Annotated in this window: 13 protein-coding genes; 8 read left to right on the forward strand and 5 right to left on the reverse strand. The window is 72.4% G+C overall.

Translation table 11 applies throughout. The features are described from left to right. Positions 1-9: 9 nt before the first annotated feature. The 3 genes from KY469_17955 to KY469_17965 all read left to right on the forward strand — a co-directional run bounded on the left by KY469_17955 (position 10) and on the right by KY469_17965 (position 3,962). Positions 10-1,431 carry an FAD-binding protein gene (locus KY469_17955; protein MBW3664983.1) on the forward strand — a complete coding sequence of 474 codons (1,422 nt, stop codon included), beginning with the start codon at positions 10-12 and terminating at the stop codon, positions 1,429-1,431. Positions 1,432-1,500: 69 nt separating this feature from the next. After that, on the forward strand, positions 1,501-3,786 hold the full coding sequence (locus KY469_17960) for a hypothetical protein (protein ID MBW3664984.1): 2,286 nt from the start codon (positions 1,501-1,503) through the stop codon (positions 3,784-3,786). Then, entirely contained in the window at positions 3,783-3,962 is a 180-nt protein-coding gene (locus tag KY469_17965; GenBank protein MBW3664985.1) for a hypothetical protein, read from the forward strand. The genes KY469_17960 and KY469_17965 overlap by 4 nt, the downstream gene beginning before the upstream one ends. Before the next feature lie 102 nt (positions 3,963-4,064). Here KY469_17965 and KY469_17970 read toward each other — a convergent pair whose 3' ends face one another. Then, entirely contained in the window at positions 4,065-6,470 is a 2,406-nt protein-coding gene (locus tag KY469_17970) for an arylsulfatase (GenBank protein MBW3664986.1), read from the reverse strand. Positions 6,471-6,582: 112 nt separating this feature from the next. Here KY469_17970 and KY469_17975 point away from each other — a divergent pair, with 112 nt between their 5' ends. Continuing rightward, positions 6,583-7,788: a DUF1214 domain-containing protein gene (locus KY469_17975; protein MBW3664987.1), complete on the forward strand. Its 1,206-nt coding sequence runs from the start codon at positions 6,583-6,585 to the stop codon at positions 7,786-7,788. Positions 7,789-8,096: 308 nt separating this feature from the next. Here KY469_17975 and KY469_17980 read toward each other — a convergent pair whose 3' ends face one another. Then, the gene (locus tag KY469_17980) at positions 8,097-8,330 is read right to left on the reverse strand and encodes a hypothetical protein (protein MBW3664988.1); all 234 of its coding nucleotides are present in this window, start codon (positions 8,328-8,330) and stop codon (positions 8,097-8,099) included. 87 nt (positions 8,331-8,417) lie between these two features. Next, a complete protein-coding gene (locus KY469_17985) occupies positions 8,418-8,663 on the reverse strand; it encodes a carboxymuconolactone decarboxylase family protein (protein ID MBW3664989.1) in 246 nt (81 codons plus the stop codon). 132 nt (positions 8,664-8,795) lie between these two features. On the opposite strand from KY469_17985, the gene KY469_17990 reads away from it, so the two are divergent. The 4 genes from KY469_17990 (at position 8,796) to KY469_18005 (ending at position 14,600) form a co-directional block, all read left to right on the forward strand. After that, positions 8,796-9,353, forward strand: a complete 558-nt coding sequence (locus KY469_17990) for a sigma-70 family RNA polymerase sigma factor (protein ID MBW3664990.1) — start codon at positions 8,796-8,798, stop codon at positions 9,351-9,353. Positions 9,354-9,397: 44 nt separating this feature from the next. Next, complete coding sequence (locus KY469_17995) at positions 9,398-10,012, forward strand: hypothetical protein (GenBank protein ID MBW3664991.1); 615 nt, start codon at positions 9,398-9,400, stop codon at positions 10,010-10,012. A 147-nt stretch (positions 10,013-10,159) separates the two neighbouring features. Further along, positions 10,160-12,817, forward strand: coding sequence for a glycoside hydrolase (locus KY469_18000; GenBank protein ID MBW3664992.1), 2,658 nt, complete (start codon positions 10,160-10,162; stop codon positions 12,815-12,817). Between the two features lie 127 nt (positions 12,818-12,944). Continuing rightward, entirely contained in the window at positions 12,945-14,600 is a 1,656-nt protein-coding gene (locus tag KY469_18005; protein ID MBW3664993.1) for an FAD-dependent oxidoreductase, read from the forward strand. Between the two features lie 23 nt (positions 14,601-14,623). Here KY469_18005 and KY469_18010 read toward each other — a convergent pair whose 3' ends face one another. Together KY469_18010 and KY469_18015 are read right to left on the reverse strand one after the other, a co-directional pair. Then, positions 14,624-15,163, reverse strand: coding sequence for a hypothetical protein (locus KY469_18010; GenBank protein ID MBW3664994.1), 540 nt, complete (start codon positions 15,161-15,163; stop codon positions 14,624-14,626). Positions 15,164-15,304: 141 nt separating this feature from the next. Next, on the reverse strand, positions 15,305-16,416 hold a 1,112-nt coding region (locus KY469_18015), incomplete at its 5' end, for a trypsin-like peptidase domain-containing protein (GenBank protein ID MBW3664995.1).

Raw genomic sequence — 16,416 nt, forward strand, 5'->3', positions numbered from 1 at the left:
GGTGCTGGCGTGGCTGCTGATCCTCCGCCTCCTCCCGTCGTCGCCGAGCTCCTCGCCGTGCTCCCGCGGGAGCAGGTGATCACCGACACCGACATCGTCGCGACGCACCGTCGTGATCGTGCGGAGTGGGCTCCGGCCGGTGCCCCGTCCGTGGTGGTGCGGGCGCGGTCCACGGCCGATGTCGCGGCGGCGATGACCGTCGCCTCGAGGTTGCGTGTGCCGGTCGTGCCGCGGGGCGCGGGCTCGGGCCTGTCCGGCGGAGCCAACGCCATCGACGGCTGCATCGTCCTCTCGGTCGAGCCCATGGACCGCGTCCTCGATGTCGACGTGCGGGACCGCCTCGCAGTGGTCCAGCCCGGCGTCCTCAACGGCGACCTGAAGGCCGAGCTCGCGACGGTCGGCCTGTGGTACCCGCCCGATCCGGCGAGCCAGGCGTTCTGCTCGATCGGCGGCAACATCAACACCAACGCCGGCGGTCTGTGCTGCGTCAAGTACGGCGTGACCCGGGACTGGGTCGCCGGCCTCGAGGTCGTGCTGGCCGATGGCCGCGTGATCCGGACGGGGCGCCGGACCCGGAAGGACGTCGCGGGCTACGACCTCACACAGCTCCTCATCGGTTCCGAGGGAACGCTCGGCGTCGTGACCGAGGTGACCGTAAGAGTCCGTCCCCTGCCGCCCCAGGCCAGCACGCTCGTCGCCTTCTTCCCGACGCTCGAGACCGCAGGCGTCGCGGTGGATGCCCTGTCGCGTGCCGGCGCCCCGTCCCTGTTGGAGATCATGGACGCGACCACGGTCGCCGCCGTCGACGACGCGACCGGCATGGGTCTCGAACGCGACGCCGCGGCGCTCGTCCTCGCCCAGTCCGACGCCGGTGCCGAGCGGACCGAGGAGATCGCTCGCTTCGAGAAGGCCTGCATCGACGCCGGCGCCGGGTACACCGCGGTGACCGATGACCCCCTCGAGGGGGACGCGCTCCTCACCGCCCGCCGGATGGCCATCCCGGCGCTCGAGATGCGGGGCGCGACGCTCCTCGATGACGTCGGTGTGCCGCTGTCGCGGATCGCGTCCTACCTCGCCGTGATCCCTCGCGTCGCCGAACGGGCGGGACTCACGATCGCCTCGTTCGGGCACGCCGGCGACGGCAACCTCCACCCGACCATCGTGTTCGATCCGGCCGACCCGGACGAGGTCGGGGCCGCGCAGGAGGCGTTCGGGGCGCTCGTCGACCTCGCACTCGCGCACGACGGAACGATCACCGGCGAGCACGGCGTCGGCGTGCTCAAGCAGCGCTGGCTGGAGCAGCAGATCGGCGCCGACGTCCTCGACGTCAGCCACGCGATCAAGCACGCGCTCGACCCGCACGCGATCCTCAACCCCGGCAAGGCGCTCGCGCCCCGCTCCGGGTCGAGTTCCGGCCACATACGGCCATGATCCGACCCAGAGTGGCGGGGACAGGCGACTGAACGATGCGACGTCCTCGGACGTCGTACCGTGTCGGTGATGACGACGCAGGTGCGCTGCCGCGAATGCGACGCCGTCGCGCCGCCGTCGGCCGGCTGGTGCGGGGCGTGCGGGGCGGCGCTGGACCGCCGGGCCACGGCGCCGCGGGGCGGGGCGCTTCCGCGGAAGCGGCCGGTGCCGACGACCCCAGGACGCTCGGTTCTGTGGCTGGCCCTCGCCTCGGTCGTGCTCGCGGCTGTCGCGGTCGTCGCCGTCGCCTCCGGGCGCATCGACGGGGCGTCACTCGACGTACCGGAGCCCGTGCCGTCCGCGGCTGCCGATCGCCGTGGCGCCCCGACCGTCACCACGGTGTCGGGGGCCCCGCTCGACGAGCCGACGTGGCACCTGCCCGCCCCCGGACCAGTGGACGAGAACGCGACTCCAGCGGTCGTGTGGACCGGCGACCGGATGTTCGTCTGGGGCGGGATGAGCCGCCTCAACGCGCCCAGCTCCGAGGGTGCCCTCTACGACCCGGCCACCGACACGTGGGAGCGCATCGCACCCGTGCCGCACCCCGTGGGCGGTCGGCTGGACGGTGTCGCGGAGTGGACCGGCGCGGAGGTGTTCGTCTGGGGATACGGAGGTGAGGGACGGGCCGCGCTGTACGACCCCAGGGAGGACGAGTGGCGGCACGCTGCGCCGGCACCGGTGCCGGGCCGCTTCTCGCCGACGTCGGTGTGGACCGGGACCGAGGTCGTCGCCTTCGGGGGCGAGAACCCCAACCTCGGCGACGACGAACTTCGCGACGGTGCTGCCTACGACCCTCAGACCGATACGTGGCGGTCCATCCCCGACGTGCCGCTGGAGGGCACGACCCACATGCAGGCCGTCTGGACCGGCGATCTCGTCATCGCTGTCGGCGGTGGTGAGGCGGCCAGCTACGACCCCACGATGGACGCGTGGCGGCCCATGCCCGAGATGCCGACGCGGTCCCTCCACGACCCGAGCGTGGTGTGGACCGGCTCCGAGGTCGTGGTGTGGGGTCCGGTCGCCGACTCCGGCGCAACCGAGAACGAGGCGGCGGCCTACGAGCCCGCGAAGGGAACGTGGCGGTCGCTGCCTTCCCCTCCGCTCGAGTCGCCACCACCGTGCGAGTGCAACGGCGGGCAGGCGGCGGTGTGGGCAGGGGACCGCATCGTCGCGTGGTCGGGCACGCTCGATGCGGCCGGTCCCGTCGCGCTCAGCTTCGATCCGACCAACGATACGTGGGAGCGCATCGGTGTCGCCCCGATCCCCGCCGCGTTCGGGGCGTCGCTCGTGTGGACGGGTGCCGAGGCGATCGTCTGGACAGGTGGTGGGCTCCTCGGCGCGACGATCGGCGAGCGCTCCGACGCCGGCGAGCCGATCCCGTTCCACGGGGGCGGGGCGTTGCTCCGGTTGCGTGACGGTCGGGAGACCGGGGCGTTGCAGGCGCTCGGGGACGAGCCGACCGGGGCGCGCGTCTTCCTCACCTACCCGATCTTGACCTCCCTGGAGGAGGGCACCGTCCGGATCATCGACGTGGATGCGCGGCGAGAGCGCCGCCTCGAGGTCCCCGAGGTCTCCCCGGGCGACGCCCTGTTCCGGTTGGAACCGGTCGCGGGACGACTCGTGTTCTGGGGTGGTGACATCACCTACGCGCTCGACCCCGATGACGGGAGGGTCAGCGAGCTCGGCCGGGCACTGCAGTTCGTGCCCGCAGCTGAAGCGGGGCGGGTCTGGCTGCTCGGCGGAACGTGGGAGGCGCCGACTATCCGGCAGGTGGAGCTCGAGGGCAACGTGACCGTGCCCGAGGTGCCGATGAGCGGCGGCCTCGCCGGAGCGGTCGACGGCGCGGTCATCCGTGAGGGTGTCGTCGACGTGTGGGACCCGGTGACCGACGAGGTCATCGCGGACCTCGGTCCGGCCTGGGTCATCGCGACGCACGGCAGCCGCGTGGCGGCGTGCACACCGCCGGCGTGTCGCGCCGTACGGATCAGGGACGTCGCCACGGGCGACCAGACCGTGGTCGAGCCGGATGCGACGCTCCGCGAGTTCCACGGCAGCCGCGGCCGGTTCTCACCCGACGGCCGGCGGCTCGCGGTCGGTGTGGTGACCGTCGAGGGGTCGATGGTCGCTCTGCTCGACGACGCCGGGGGCATCGACCCGGTCGGGCCCTACGGCGGCGGAGGCGTGGGCTGGTCACCGACAGGCGTGCTCGTCTTCCGGATGCCCGATGGGCGCCTCGGCGTGCACCTCCCAAGCGGGCTCCGCGTCGTCCCCATCGACCTCGGCGAGTCCTTCGGCTTCGCCGTCGGCGGGGCGTGAGGTCCCGACCCCTCCGGCGCGCGCGTGACCCCCAGGACGACCTCGACCGCGGCCCGACGACCGGCGACTTCATCGCGGCTCTCGACCCCAGCGGCCTGATGATCCGCCTCGTCGGCGGACCGGCCGAGATCTCCGAGAGGGTCGAGCAGCAGATCCGCGCCCTCGTCGGCCTCTGACCACCGCTCCGTGTGGAGTTGTGCTCGCATGTGAGGCCAGGTCTCCACGGAGTGGGCCGGGGTCGCGACGTCCGCCATGAGCGACTGCGGGGCAGCGGGGCGTCAGTCGTACTGCATGGCGATGCGGCGGATGTCCTCGAGGTAGTGGAACGGGGCGTCGGGCGCGGGCTCGAACGCCTCGTAGCGCACCACACCCGGTGCGCCGGTCCAGCGGTAGGAGCCGTGGCGCTCGTAGATGCCCCAGCTCACCGGGGAACGGCGGTTGATGCCGGCCTCGATGCCCTGGAACGGTGCCATCGGGAACAGTGGCCTGAAGCCCTCGTCCCGGGCGACCTCGGCCCCGCCCACCTCCAACCTCACGGTCCACGTGCCACCTGCGGGGCGGTCGAGGTGCAGCACGATCTCGGTGACGCCATCCGCGAGCTCGCCGCCGTCGAGGTGACGCAGCGAGCCGTGCCCGTCGTTGTGCACGAACGTCAAACGCCCGTCGCTGACGTAGAGCCCGTAGCCGCCGCCCTGATCGCCGTGCGCGATGAGGTACCCGGCGTCCCCGGGGCGGTAACCGGCGCCGCCCCCCGCCCCGCCGTCGCCGTCGCCGTCGCCAGTCGAACCTGGCCAGGACACCGTCGCGCGGCAGGAGCGGAACAGGATGAACTGCAGTGAACGCCACCGCTCCAGCGTCGGTGTGAAGAACGGCAGCACGGCGGGGCGCTCGAACACCTCGTCGCGGTCGGGACGGATCATGAACTTGAGGCCCGAGCCCTCGTCCATCGGGTAGATCTGCTCGCGCCACGCCGCCTCGTCCCAGGCGCGCGACAGCTCCGTGACCAGGTCGGCGTGCTCGGCAGCAAGGTCGCGGATCTCCGTGGGATCCTCAGACAGGTCGTACAGCTCCCACTCGGAGTCGTCGAACGCTGCCAGCGGCTGGTGCAGCGAGACGATCTCCCAGTTGTCGCGCAGGTACGCGCGGTTGCCCTGCACCTCGAAGACGTGCTCGCGGTGCGTGCTGTCGACCGAGGGGTCGTCGAGCCACGGCGTCATGACGTGGCCCGCGATGGGCTGTAGCGGCGCCCCGCCCCGCTCGCGCGGGGCGTCGACGCCGACGACATCGAGCACAGTCGGGAGCACGTCGGACAGGTGCGCGTACTGCCACCGGATCGAGCCGGCCTGGTCGCGCCAGCGCGCCGGCCACGACACGATCGCCGGCACGTGGCGTCCGCCCTGGTGGGTGTTGAGCTTGTAGAGCCGGTACGGCGTGTTGCACGCCATCGCCCAGCCCTGGGGGTAGTGCGACACGGTCTGCGGCCCGCCGATCAGGTCCAAGCGCGCCAGGTCACGTGACACCTCCACCTCGCCGCCGAGGTGAGTGAAGTAGGTCGTCGTCCCGGTGAGGCCGCCCTCACGCGATGCCCCGTTGTCGGAGGTGAACACGAGCAGCGTGTTCTCCCACTCGTCCAGCTCCTCGAGCGCCCCGCGCAGCCTGCCCAGCGAGACGTCGATGGTCTCGACCATCGCCGCGTACACCGCCATGTAGCGCGCGAACACGGTGCGCTCGTCGTCGCCGAGTTGGTCCCAGGGAGGTGCCTCGTAGCCGGGCTCGGAGTTGCGGGGCGGCAGCTCGGTTCCGGGTGGCACGACGCCGAGTTCGAGCGCCCGGCGGTGCCGCGTCGTGCGGATGGCATCCCAGCCGACCTGGTAGCGGTCGGCGTACTTGGCGATCAGCTCGGCTGGGGCCTGCAGCGGGGCGTGGACCGCCCCGTGCGCGAGGTAGAGCAGGAACGGCTTGGTCGGGTTCGCTGCTCGCGCCGACCCGATGAGCGCGATGGCCTGCGACGTCAGGTCATCGGTGAGGTAGTAGCCGTCGGGGTAGCGGTCCACCTCCACGGTCGTGTTGTCGCGCACGAGCCGGTGCGGGTGGTGGAAGTTGGTGAAGCCGTCGAGGAAGCCGTAGTAGCGCTCGAATCCCTTGCCCAGCGGCCACGAGTGCTTCGGTCCCGCATCGGACAGGTCGGAGTCCTTCGCGAGGTGCCACTTGCCGACCGCGAACGTGGCGTAGCCCGCCCCGTCCCTCAGGATCTCGGGCATGGTCGCCGCATCGTCTGCGAGCTCCATCGCGTAGCCGCTGAACCCGGGGTCGCTGTGCGCGACGTGGCCGACGCCGACGCGGTGCCCGGTGTTCATCCCGGTCAGCAGCGACGCCCGCGACGGCGAGCACATCGGGGTCACGTTGAAGTTGGCCAGGCGGATGCCCTCCTCCGCGAGGAGGTCGAGGTTGGGGGTCTCGATCTCGGAGCCGAAGCAGCCGATGTCGCTGAAACCGAGGTCGTCACAGAGGACGACCACGACGTTCGGGGCGCCCGTTGGTGGGGTCGGTCGGGGCGGCCACCACGACTCCGAGCCGGCGATGCGATCGGTGACGACGCCCTCGAACCCGGCGTACGGCTCGCTCGAGCCGGTCGGCGGGAAGTCGCTGCGTGGGAACCCCGGCGGCGTCGGATCGTCGGTCACGGCGACCTCCTCGTCATCGCGGGGCGAGGTCGCCGCCCCCGCCCCGCCTGAACTTGAATGGTTGGGTGCATCTAAGTGCACCCAGGTATTCAAGTTCGTCGGAGGAGGCGCGGTGGGAGATCCATCAGATGGTGGCGCGGCGGCGGGCGGGGCGGCGAAGGGCCCGGCGCTCCAGGACGGCGCGGCGGCCGAGTCCGCGATGGCCGCGTGGGAGCGGTTCGTCACGGGGCTGGCGGACGCCGGGGCGGTGGTGACCGGCGAGCTCGGGGCGCAGGACGAGCGCGAGCTGGCCGAGGGCTACCGCCACGTCACACGGGTGCTGTCCATCGCCCTCGAGATGCTGCTCGAGAAGGGAGACCGCGCCCGGCCCGAGTTCACGCGCTGGATGGACCACCACCGCCGCATCCTCGGCGACAACCCCGAGACCATCTACGACGCCGCCTACCTCGATCCGTCCCTGACCTACCAGATCCACGGTCACCGCGGGACCTGCACCTACCTCGGCGTCGTCGTCTACGGGACCGGCGAGGGCGGGGCGCGGCGCATCGTCGGTCACCTCGACGACACCGACCTCGCCGTCATCCAGGACGGGGCGTTCGAGGTGTGGCTCGCCCCGGCCGGGTCCCAGGCCGTCCCCGTCGGTGCCGACGTCATCACGCTGGAGGACGACGCCACCGACGTGATGGTCCGTCAGTACTTCGACGATCGGGGCGTGGAGGAGGAGGCGACGTACACGATCGAGGCCGTGCCCGATCCGGGTCCGCCGCCGCCGCTGACCCCGCAGATGCTGGCGTCGCGGCTCGACGAGGTGACCGCGTTCGTCGGCAACATCCTCGAGGTCGAGACGACGCTGTCGGCGCTCATGGCGACCGCGACCCCCTCGCGTCTGCGGTTCGGCGACGAGTACGTCGACGAGCACGGCGAGCCCACCCCGCCGCCCATCGACCCGCAGGTGGTCCAGCGGGCGATGCCGTCACCGGCGATCCAGTACTCCGGCAGCTGGGTGGACCACCTCGAGGAGCACGAGGCACTGGTCGTGGAGGGGGTCGTGCCCGCGTGCCGCTACTGGTCGGTGCAGCTGCTGTCGCGGTGGATGGAGTCGGGCGACTGGCACCACCACCCCGTCTTCCTCGTCGGCGAGCAGCTCGTGACCGGCGACGACGGGCGCTTCCGTGTGGTGGTGTCCCAACGCGACCCCGGCGTCGACAACTGGGTCGCGACCACCGGGATGGGCTCGTTCAACGTGGTGGTCCGGGCCATCGGGGCGTCCGAGCCGATGCAGATCACCTACACGCGCGCCCCGCTCGCCGAGCTCTGAGCCGATCGCTCCGCCGCCGCGCGCTCGCCCCGAGAACCACCGTATCCGGTGGCTCCGGTCGGTATCCGGCGACTCGGTGGGGTGTCCGTGCGCGCTCGCCCCGAGAACCACCGTATCCGGTGGTTCCGGTCGGTATCCGGCGCCTCCGGATGGCGACCGGTGCGGACGATCGCCTGGGAACCACCGTATCCGGTGGTTCCTGGAGCTCGCCCGGCGGGGCGCGGATGGCGCCGGGGCGAGGATGGCGCGGGTGGCGCGGGGCGAGGACGGCGCGGGGCGAGGACGGCGCGGGGCGAGGGGCCTGGCGTTCAACCCGAGCGCTCGTAGCCGCGGTCGTCGATCCAGGGCTCGTCATCGACGCCGAGACCGTCGGCGATGCGGTTGATGTAGTTGAAGTAGGAGCACACCTGGGCGCAATCGGAGATGGCGGCGTCCGACCATCCGACCCCGCGTAGCACGTCGACGTCCGCACGCGAGCACGCCCCGGGCGTTCGCGTCAGCTTGTCGGCGTACTCGAGCAGCGCCCGCGTCGCCGGATCGATGCCGCAGTTGCGCCAGTCGTCGCAGAACCGATCGACGAGCGCTTGGTCGTCGACCTCAGCCCGGAGGTCGTGCAGGTGGGACTTCGTTCAGTAGTGGCAGTCGTTGGCCATCGAGGTGACGACCGCGATCATCTCGCGCTGGGCGCGCGACAGCTCGGAGTCGCCGAACATCGTCGCCTTGTACAGCCGCATCGACTCACGCAGCATCGCCGGGGACTGGCTCTGGACCGCGACGATCTCCCAGATCCGTCCCGCCCGTGCGACGGCCGCTTCGAACTCCCGACGGAGAACGCCCTCGGCGGCCTCCGGCGGGATCTTCTCCACGTACGCCATCGGCTTCCCCAGTCTGGACGTCGACCTGAGCCTACTGAGAGCGCGGCGCGTGGAACCGGAGCAGCCTCGACGGCGTCCCACCTCCGTCACCGATGTGCGGCTAGGGCACCTCGGTGGCCTAGGCCGCGCTGGGTGCAACCGCCCCGAACGGCGGGAACAGGTGGGAGCGTGGACGAAGCGGCGTTCGAGGCACTGTTCGAGGCCCACTACGGGGCGGTGGTCGCCTACGCGCGCCGTCGGGGGGTCTCCTGGGACCAGGCGCACGACGTCGCCTCGGAGGTGTTCAGCATCACCTGGCGCCGGTCGCAGCGCGTGCCGACGGATGCGCCCCGCCCGTGGCTGTTCGCGGTCGCACGCCGCTGCCTGGCCAACCACCGGCGTGCTGGCCGGCGGTGGAGGGGGCTGGTGGACCGCGCAGCGACGGCCTTCGGTGCCGCGCCGCCACCGGCGAGTCCCGACGACGTCGCCACCGAGACGGACGACGAGGAGCTCGCGCGCGCGCTGGCGAGCCTGCCCGCGCGCGACCGCGAGGTGCTGGCTCTGGTGGCCTGGGACGGACTCACCCACGCCGACGCGGCCCAGGTGCTGGGGATCAGCGAGTCGGGCGTGTCCAACCGCGTCGTGCGAGCACGTGCACGCCTCCGGCGTGCGCTGGGCGAACCGACGGACGCGGGGGTGGGAGGATCGTGACCGTGCCGGACAGAGGAACAGGTGACGACCGCAGGAGGGACGACGTGGAGGAGCTGGAGCGGCTGGCCCGCGCCAACCCTGTGTCGCCAGACGAGGTCGTGGAGCTGTCCCGTTCGGCCCGCGCGCGGGCCACGTACCAGGAGATCACCATGCAGAGCACCGATCCCGTCCCCGCCCGCACCGGTCGGGGACGCCTGGCTCCCCTGCTCGTCGGCGTCGCCATCGCCGCCGTGCTGGTGGGCGGCGTCACGGTCGCCCTGACCGGGGGCACCGAGCCCGAGAGCCCACCGGTCGCCGGTCCCGACGACGCAGGATCTGAACCGATCTCGCCGGACGGCGGGATGGCGATGTGCATCGAGGTGTACTCGCTCGAGACGCTGCCGAACCGTGAGTTCGCCTTCGACGGGACCGTGACGGCGATCGAGGGTGACAACATCAGCTTCGCCGTGGAGGAGTCCTTCGCCGGTGACGTCGGTGGAGAGATCACGCTGCAGGGCGCGACCGGCCTGAGCGCTATCACCGTGGACAACCCGGCAGCCGTAGCCGTGGGCGACCGGCTGCTCGTCTCCGGCGACGGAGGGTTCGTCTGGGGTTGCGGCTTCACCCAGCCCTACGACGCCGCGACCGCCGACGCGTGGCGGTCGGCACTGGCGGGCTGACCGCCACACCGGCGGGGAGTGCCCGACCTCCCGGAGGTGTTCGCCTCCCGCAGGGGTCGGGTCCTCCCCGCCACCGCGCCTACGCTGCGCACGTTCGCGGTAGGGGAGCGCGTCCTGCGTCGCTGGCTGGGTCTGACGGTGTGCCTCATGGCGCTCGGCGCGATCGTGGGGAGCACCGCCACGGCGAGTTCGCGGGCCGACCGCACGGTTCGCGAGGTCCGCGTCGTCGCCGTCGACGATCGTTTCTACCTCGCCGACTACGCCAGCTACGCCACGTTCGAGGCGGAGATGCGGCGCCTGTTCGAGCTCGCCCGCCCCGACCTCGACACGGACGGTCTCAACCTCGTCGTCTACCCGGAGTCGATCGGGCTGTGGACGGCGTTCCTGGGGCCGCGGGGCGCGATCGGACGGCAGGCGAACTCCGCCGAGGAGGCCATCGCCTCGCTGCTGGTCGCCCACCAGCCGCAGATCGACTTCTACGCCGCCCGGTTCGGCGTGCCTCCCGCCGACCCGACCCAGCTCGACGATCCGGCTGCGGCGCTCGATCTGCGCACCCTCGCCTGGGCGCTCGTCGATCCCATGACGCGTGCGGTGCAGGAGACGTTCTCCGCCATCGCGGACGACGAGGACGTGTGGCTGGTCAGCTGCAGCGACCAGGCGCCGTTCGAGCCCACCGACGACCCGACGTTCTCGGTCGTGCGCGACCCCGAGGCACCGGCCGACTCGCCGACCTACGTCGTGCCCGAGGACGAGCCGTTCTTCTACAACCTGTGCTGGGTGTGGAACCCCAACGGCGAGGTGGTGTTCACCGCGCGCAAGGAGTACCTCGTCGCGCTGGAGCAGGACCTGCTCGACATCACCTCCGAGTCGGTGGACCACATCGGTGTCGTGCCCACCGAGGTCGGGCGCCTCGGCTTCGCGATCAGCGCGCCAGCATGGGCACACGAGGTCACACAGCGGCTGGAGCAGCTCGACATGCACGTGCAGCTCCAGCCAGATGCCAACCCCGGGGCGGTCGGGGGCTACGGCTGGGCCAACGCCCCGCCGTCCCTGGACAACTGGCAGCCCGATGGCTGGCGCATGGCGAGCTGGGAGCAGCTGTCGCTGTCGGGGTCGGTGCAGGCCAACGTCACGCCCATGGCGACCGGCACCGTCCTCGACTTCGTCATGTTCGACGGCCAGGGCCACGTGATGCACCAGCCGCGCCCGACCGACCAGCCTCGGGCCTTCATCGGCTCGCCGGCCGAGCCGGGCTTCTCCGCCATCGAGCCGTGGCTCGATGCGGTGCGCCCGTGGTGCCCTCCGGACGACCCGTCGGCCCCGCTGCTGGAGCGCCGTTCCGCGCTGGTGGACTGCTCACGCCAGCTCGAGCCGGGAGCCCCGCACCACGACGAGGAGGTGGAGGGCGTCATCGCGGCAGACGTCGTGCTGCGGGAGCGCCCCGTCGACCTCCCCGCAGCGCCGGCGTGCAGCGACTGCCGCGCTACCTCGGAGGTCGCGGGGCGCCAGTGGACCCCGGCGGTCACCTCCGCCCCGGATGGGGCGCTCCACCTCGTCTACCGTGTCGGCGCGACCTCCTGGGACGGTGTCCACCCCGACGGCGACATCGTCGCGCAGCGCTCCGACGACGGCGGCCGCACCTGGACGGATCCGGTGCGCGTCGACGACGGACCGCCTCCGAGCAACCGCCCCGACGACGGCGCCTGGCACCCGGAGGTCGTGGCGCTGCCGGACGGGACGCTCGTCGTCGCCTACGAGGACGCGCGCGAGTCCGAGAACGTCTGGGTCGCGCGCTCGACCGACCGGGGCGCGACGTGGTCGCCCAGCACGCGCGTCTCGACCACGGAGGGACGTCCGACGAACGGGGCGGCCCGCAACGGCTACCACGACCTGGCGGTGTCCGACGACGGCGAGGTGCTGCTGGTCTACCACGGTCACGACATGGCGAACTCTGCGGCGCGGGTCTACGCCGTGAGGAGTACCGATGGGGGTGCGACGTGGACCGATCCAGTCGTGGTGGACGACACGCCGACGATCGAGGTCGGGCCCGCCGACTCTCGGGTCGTCCACGGGATCGGTCACGCGTGGCGTCCCGCAGCCGCCTTCCGGTCCAACGGCGACGCCGTACTCGTGTGGCAGGACTTCCGCGACCGTCGCAACACCCTGCGTTCCGTCATCGCGCCGATCGACCAGCTCGGAACCACGGCGTCATCTCTCGTTGAGGCGGATGCGGACGGGCGCACCTGGAGCGACGATGCCACCACCGAATGGGCGCAGCAGCTCACCCCCAGCCTGGGGCGCGTCGGTGACGACGTGTGGCTGGCGTGGGAGGACACCCGCGGCGGGCTCGGGCACATCCGCGCGTCACGGCTCGCTTGCGGGGCGTCGTGCGCCTGGTCCGGATCGATCAGCGTGTCGGAACGTTCCGCGGCCCGCGAGCGCAGCCCCGATGTGGGAGACGGCGGCGTGCTGCGCATCGCGTTCGAGCGCGAGGCGGCCGACCAGGGGTTCGCGGCCATCGTCGCCACCGGCGGCGCCGGAGTTGGCTGGGCCGAGCGCGCGTACGGCCCCGGGCTGGCGCCGGCCGTGGCATCGGACGGCACCGTCGCGGTCCAGGCCACCACCGGGTGGACCGACGCAGCGGCGCACCCCGACACCGAGCGCATCGTCGTCGCAGCCGCCCCGACGCCGCACCCAGCCAGGCCGACCCCGCCCGCCGACGCGCCCCTGCCCACGACCGGTGGCGGCATCGTCGGGGCGCTCGCGATCGCGCTGATCGCCGCTCACCGGAGGTTGCACCGTTGAACCGGGAACGCCGGTTCAACGGTTCGATCCTCCACACCACCCAGGATCGGGAGGCACGACCGTGACAGATCTGACCTCACCCCCCAGGCCGGCAACGCCGGCCCCTCCCCCCTCCAGGGGGGAGGCGATGACCGACGCGACCGGCACCCCGCCCCGCCAGCTGACGCGCCGGGGCTTCCTCGGAGGCGCGGCCGCGGGCGCGACCATCCTCGCCCTGCCCGGTGCGCGCCCCGCCTCCGCTCGAGCCGCTGGTGCTGCCGTCCACGCCGAGTCGGGGGTCTCGGCCGCCGGCACCCACGAGGCCGACGTGGTCGTCGTCGGGGCCGGCTTCGCCGGCATCGCCGCGGCCGAGACCATCGTGGCGGCGGGGCGCAGCGTGCTCGTCGTCGAGGCACGCGACCGCGTCGGGGGGCGGGTGTGGAACGCCCACCTCCCTGACGGCCAACCCATCGAGATCGGCGGGCAGTGGGTCGGCCCGACCCAGGACCGGCTCTACGCGTGGGCCGAGCAGGTCGGCGTCGACACGTTCCCGACCCACGACCAAGGCGCGTACGTCGACTACCGCAACGGGATGCGCTTCACCTACGAGGGGCGCATCCCCACTTCCGATCCGGCCGGTGCAGTCGAGGCCGGCGTGGTGATCGAGCGCCTCAACATGATGGCGGCGGAGGTCGACCCTGCAGCGCCGTGGGCCAGCGACTCGGCCGGGGAGTGGGACCGTCAGACGTTCCGCACCTGGATGGAGTCCAACATGGCCACCCCGGGAGGCAGGTCGCTGGCTGAGCTCGCCATCGAGGCGATCTGGGCCTGCGACCCCGACGACGTCGCTCTGCTGCACGTGCTGTTCTACATCGCCTCGGCGATGGGGGACCTCAACCTGCTCATCAACACCACCGGCGGCGCCCAGCAGGACCGGTTCGTCGGCGGATCGCAGGAGGTCGTCATCCGCCACGCCGCCGCCCTCGGCGATCGGGTCGTCCTCGCCGCCCCCGTACGTCGCATCACCCAGGACGCCGGCCGGGTCACGGTCGAGGCCGACGGCGTCACGGTTCGAGCCCAGCGCGCGATCGTCGCGCTGCCGCTCCACCTCGCTGGTCGCATCGAGACCTCCCCACCGGTCGGGGCGCTCCGCGACCAGCTCACCCAGCGCATGCCGATGGGCTCGGTCATCAAGGCGATGGCGGTCTACGACACCCCGTTCTGGCGCGACGACGGGCTCGCGGGCCAGGCCACCAGCGACACCGGTCCGGTCAAGCTCACCTTCGACAACACCCCGCCCAGCGGCACGCCGGGCGTGCTCATGGGCTTCTTCGAGGCGGACGCGGCGAGGAAGTGGAGCACACGCTCACGCGAGGAGCGCCGTGACGCGTTCCTCGAGTCGTCCCAGCGCTACTTCGGCGATCAGGCGCTCGAAGCGACCCACTACCTCGACCTGGACTGGCAGGCGCAGCCGTACTCCGGTGGCGGCTACGTCGGCTTCACGGCCCCCGGCGTGCTCACCCGCTACGGCGAGGCGCTGCGGGCCCCGGTCGGCCGCCTCCACTGGGCAGGCACCGAGACCGCCACGACCTGGAACGGCTACATGGACGGCGCCATCCGCTCCGGCGAGCGCGCCGGCGCTGAGGTGGTCGCGGTCCTCGACGAGCCCACCTCGCCACCTCCCCCCGCCGAGGAGACCGAGCCGCCACCCCTGCCCACGACCGGTGCCGGGGCGGCCTCCGCCGCAGCGGGCGCCGCGCTCGCGACGACCGCCGCGGTCGTGCGCCGCCGGCTCCAGTGGTGAGAGCCGCGGGGTAGACGTCGCCGTCAGTGGCGGGCGAGGGCGGGGGCGGTGACGAACGGACGAGGCACCAACGTCGCGTCGGGCGGGACCTGCTGGCGCCTTCGCTCGGCCTCAGCGGTGATGAGCTCGGCGGCGCGGAACATCTCGGTGCTGCGCCACCCGTCGGCACGGGAGCTGCGCTCCGACAGCGGCACCGTGAAGCCCGGCGCCCAGAACTCCCGGCCGTCCACGAGCGTCAGGCGCAGGTGCGGCTCGAGGCCGCGACGACCGACGGCTGCCTCGGCGATGCAAGCCCACTCGAAGCGTCGGCTCGCGACGCCGTAGTCCAGGCGCACGCCCCGCCCGTCCGCGACGACGCCCAGGCGCCAGCACGGGATGGCCCAGCCGAGCCCGGCGACGAGCGCCACGGCCGACACCTCGTCGAGACCGGACGTGGGCAGGTGCGTCCACGGCACGACCGCGAAGCAGATCACGATGCCGTAGATAGCCAGGTACCGGTACGAGTGCCACGAACCCAGCCGATCCCAGCGGCTGTCGGACAGCGGTGTGTTCCCTCGGTCCACATGGACATTGTGGCACGGGAACGGTCCCGACGCGGGCGGTGCCGTCCGAGAAGGTCGAACCGCTGAACCCGTCTACCCGGTTCAGCGGTTCAACCTTTCGAGTGCTCAAGCAGCGAAGCGGTAGCACGAGCTTCCGCGGCCCTAGAGGGGCGGGGCCTCGCCGAGCGTCACGGTGAGGGTCAGCTCCTCGCCGCCCCGTACGACGTCGACCTCGACCTCGTCGCCGGGTTCCTGTGCGCGTACGGCGACGGCGAGCTCGCTCATCGAGGTGATCTCCTCGCCGTCGAAGGAGACGACGATGTCTTCCGGCTGCAGCCCCGCGCGGTCAGCGCCGCTACCGGGCTCGACGCTGACGACGAGCGCGCCCTGGTCCACGGGGAGGTCGTACGTCGCGGCGATGCCCGCGTCGACGTCCTGGCCCTGGATCCCCAGGAGCGCGTAGCGGACCTCGCCGTCCTCGAGCAGGCGGGTGGCGACGTTCACCGCATCGGGAGCGGCGATCGCGAAGCCGACCCCGTCGTTGGCGCCGGATTCGCTGAGGATGGCGGTGTTGATGCCGATCACCTGACCGCGGTCGTTCACCAGCGCCCCACCGGAGTTGCCGGGGTTGATCGCGGCGTCGGTCTGGATGAGGCCGAGCAGGGTCCCGTTCCCGGTGGGGAGCGAGCGGTCGAGGGCCGAGACGATCCCGGCGGTCACCGACCCCTCGAGGCCGAACGGCGAACCGATGGCGACGGCGATCTCGCCGATGCGCGGCAGCTCGGATGCGAACGTGGCGGCGGGTAGGCCGGTCGCGTCGATGCGGAGCACGGCGAGGTCGCTGCGTGGATCGGTGCCGACCACGTCGGCCTCGTACTGGCTGCCGTCGGGCAGGGTGACACCGACCGCCGCCGCCTGCTCGACCACGTGGTTGTTGGTCAGCAGGTATCCCTCGGAGTCGAAGATGACTCCGGTGCCGGCGCCCACGACCGCGCGACCGTTGCTCACGCTGACGTGCACCACGGAGGGCGAGACGCGCTGGGCGATCTCGCCGATGCTGAGCCCGCCGGTGGCGTCGCCGGTCACGGGTGGATCCGCGTCGCTGCCGGTCTGCACGGTGGCGGGTGGCGCGACGGTCGGGGCGGGGCCGTCGTCCACGATCGCCACGCCAGCCAGCGTGACCACCGAGGCGACCGCCGCCGACAGGACGGCGGTCGCCAGGTGGCTGCGGCCCTTCCCGGCAGTGGAAGGCACCGCATCGGGCGGGGGTGGGG

The organism is Actinomycetota bacterium, from assembly GCA_019347575.1.
Taxonomy (GTDB): domain Bacteria; phylum Actinomycetota; class Nitriliruptoria; order Nitriliruptorales; family Nitriliruptoraceae; genus JAHWKY01.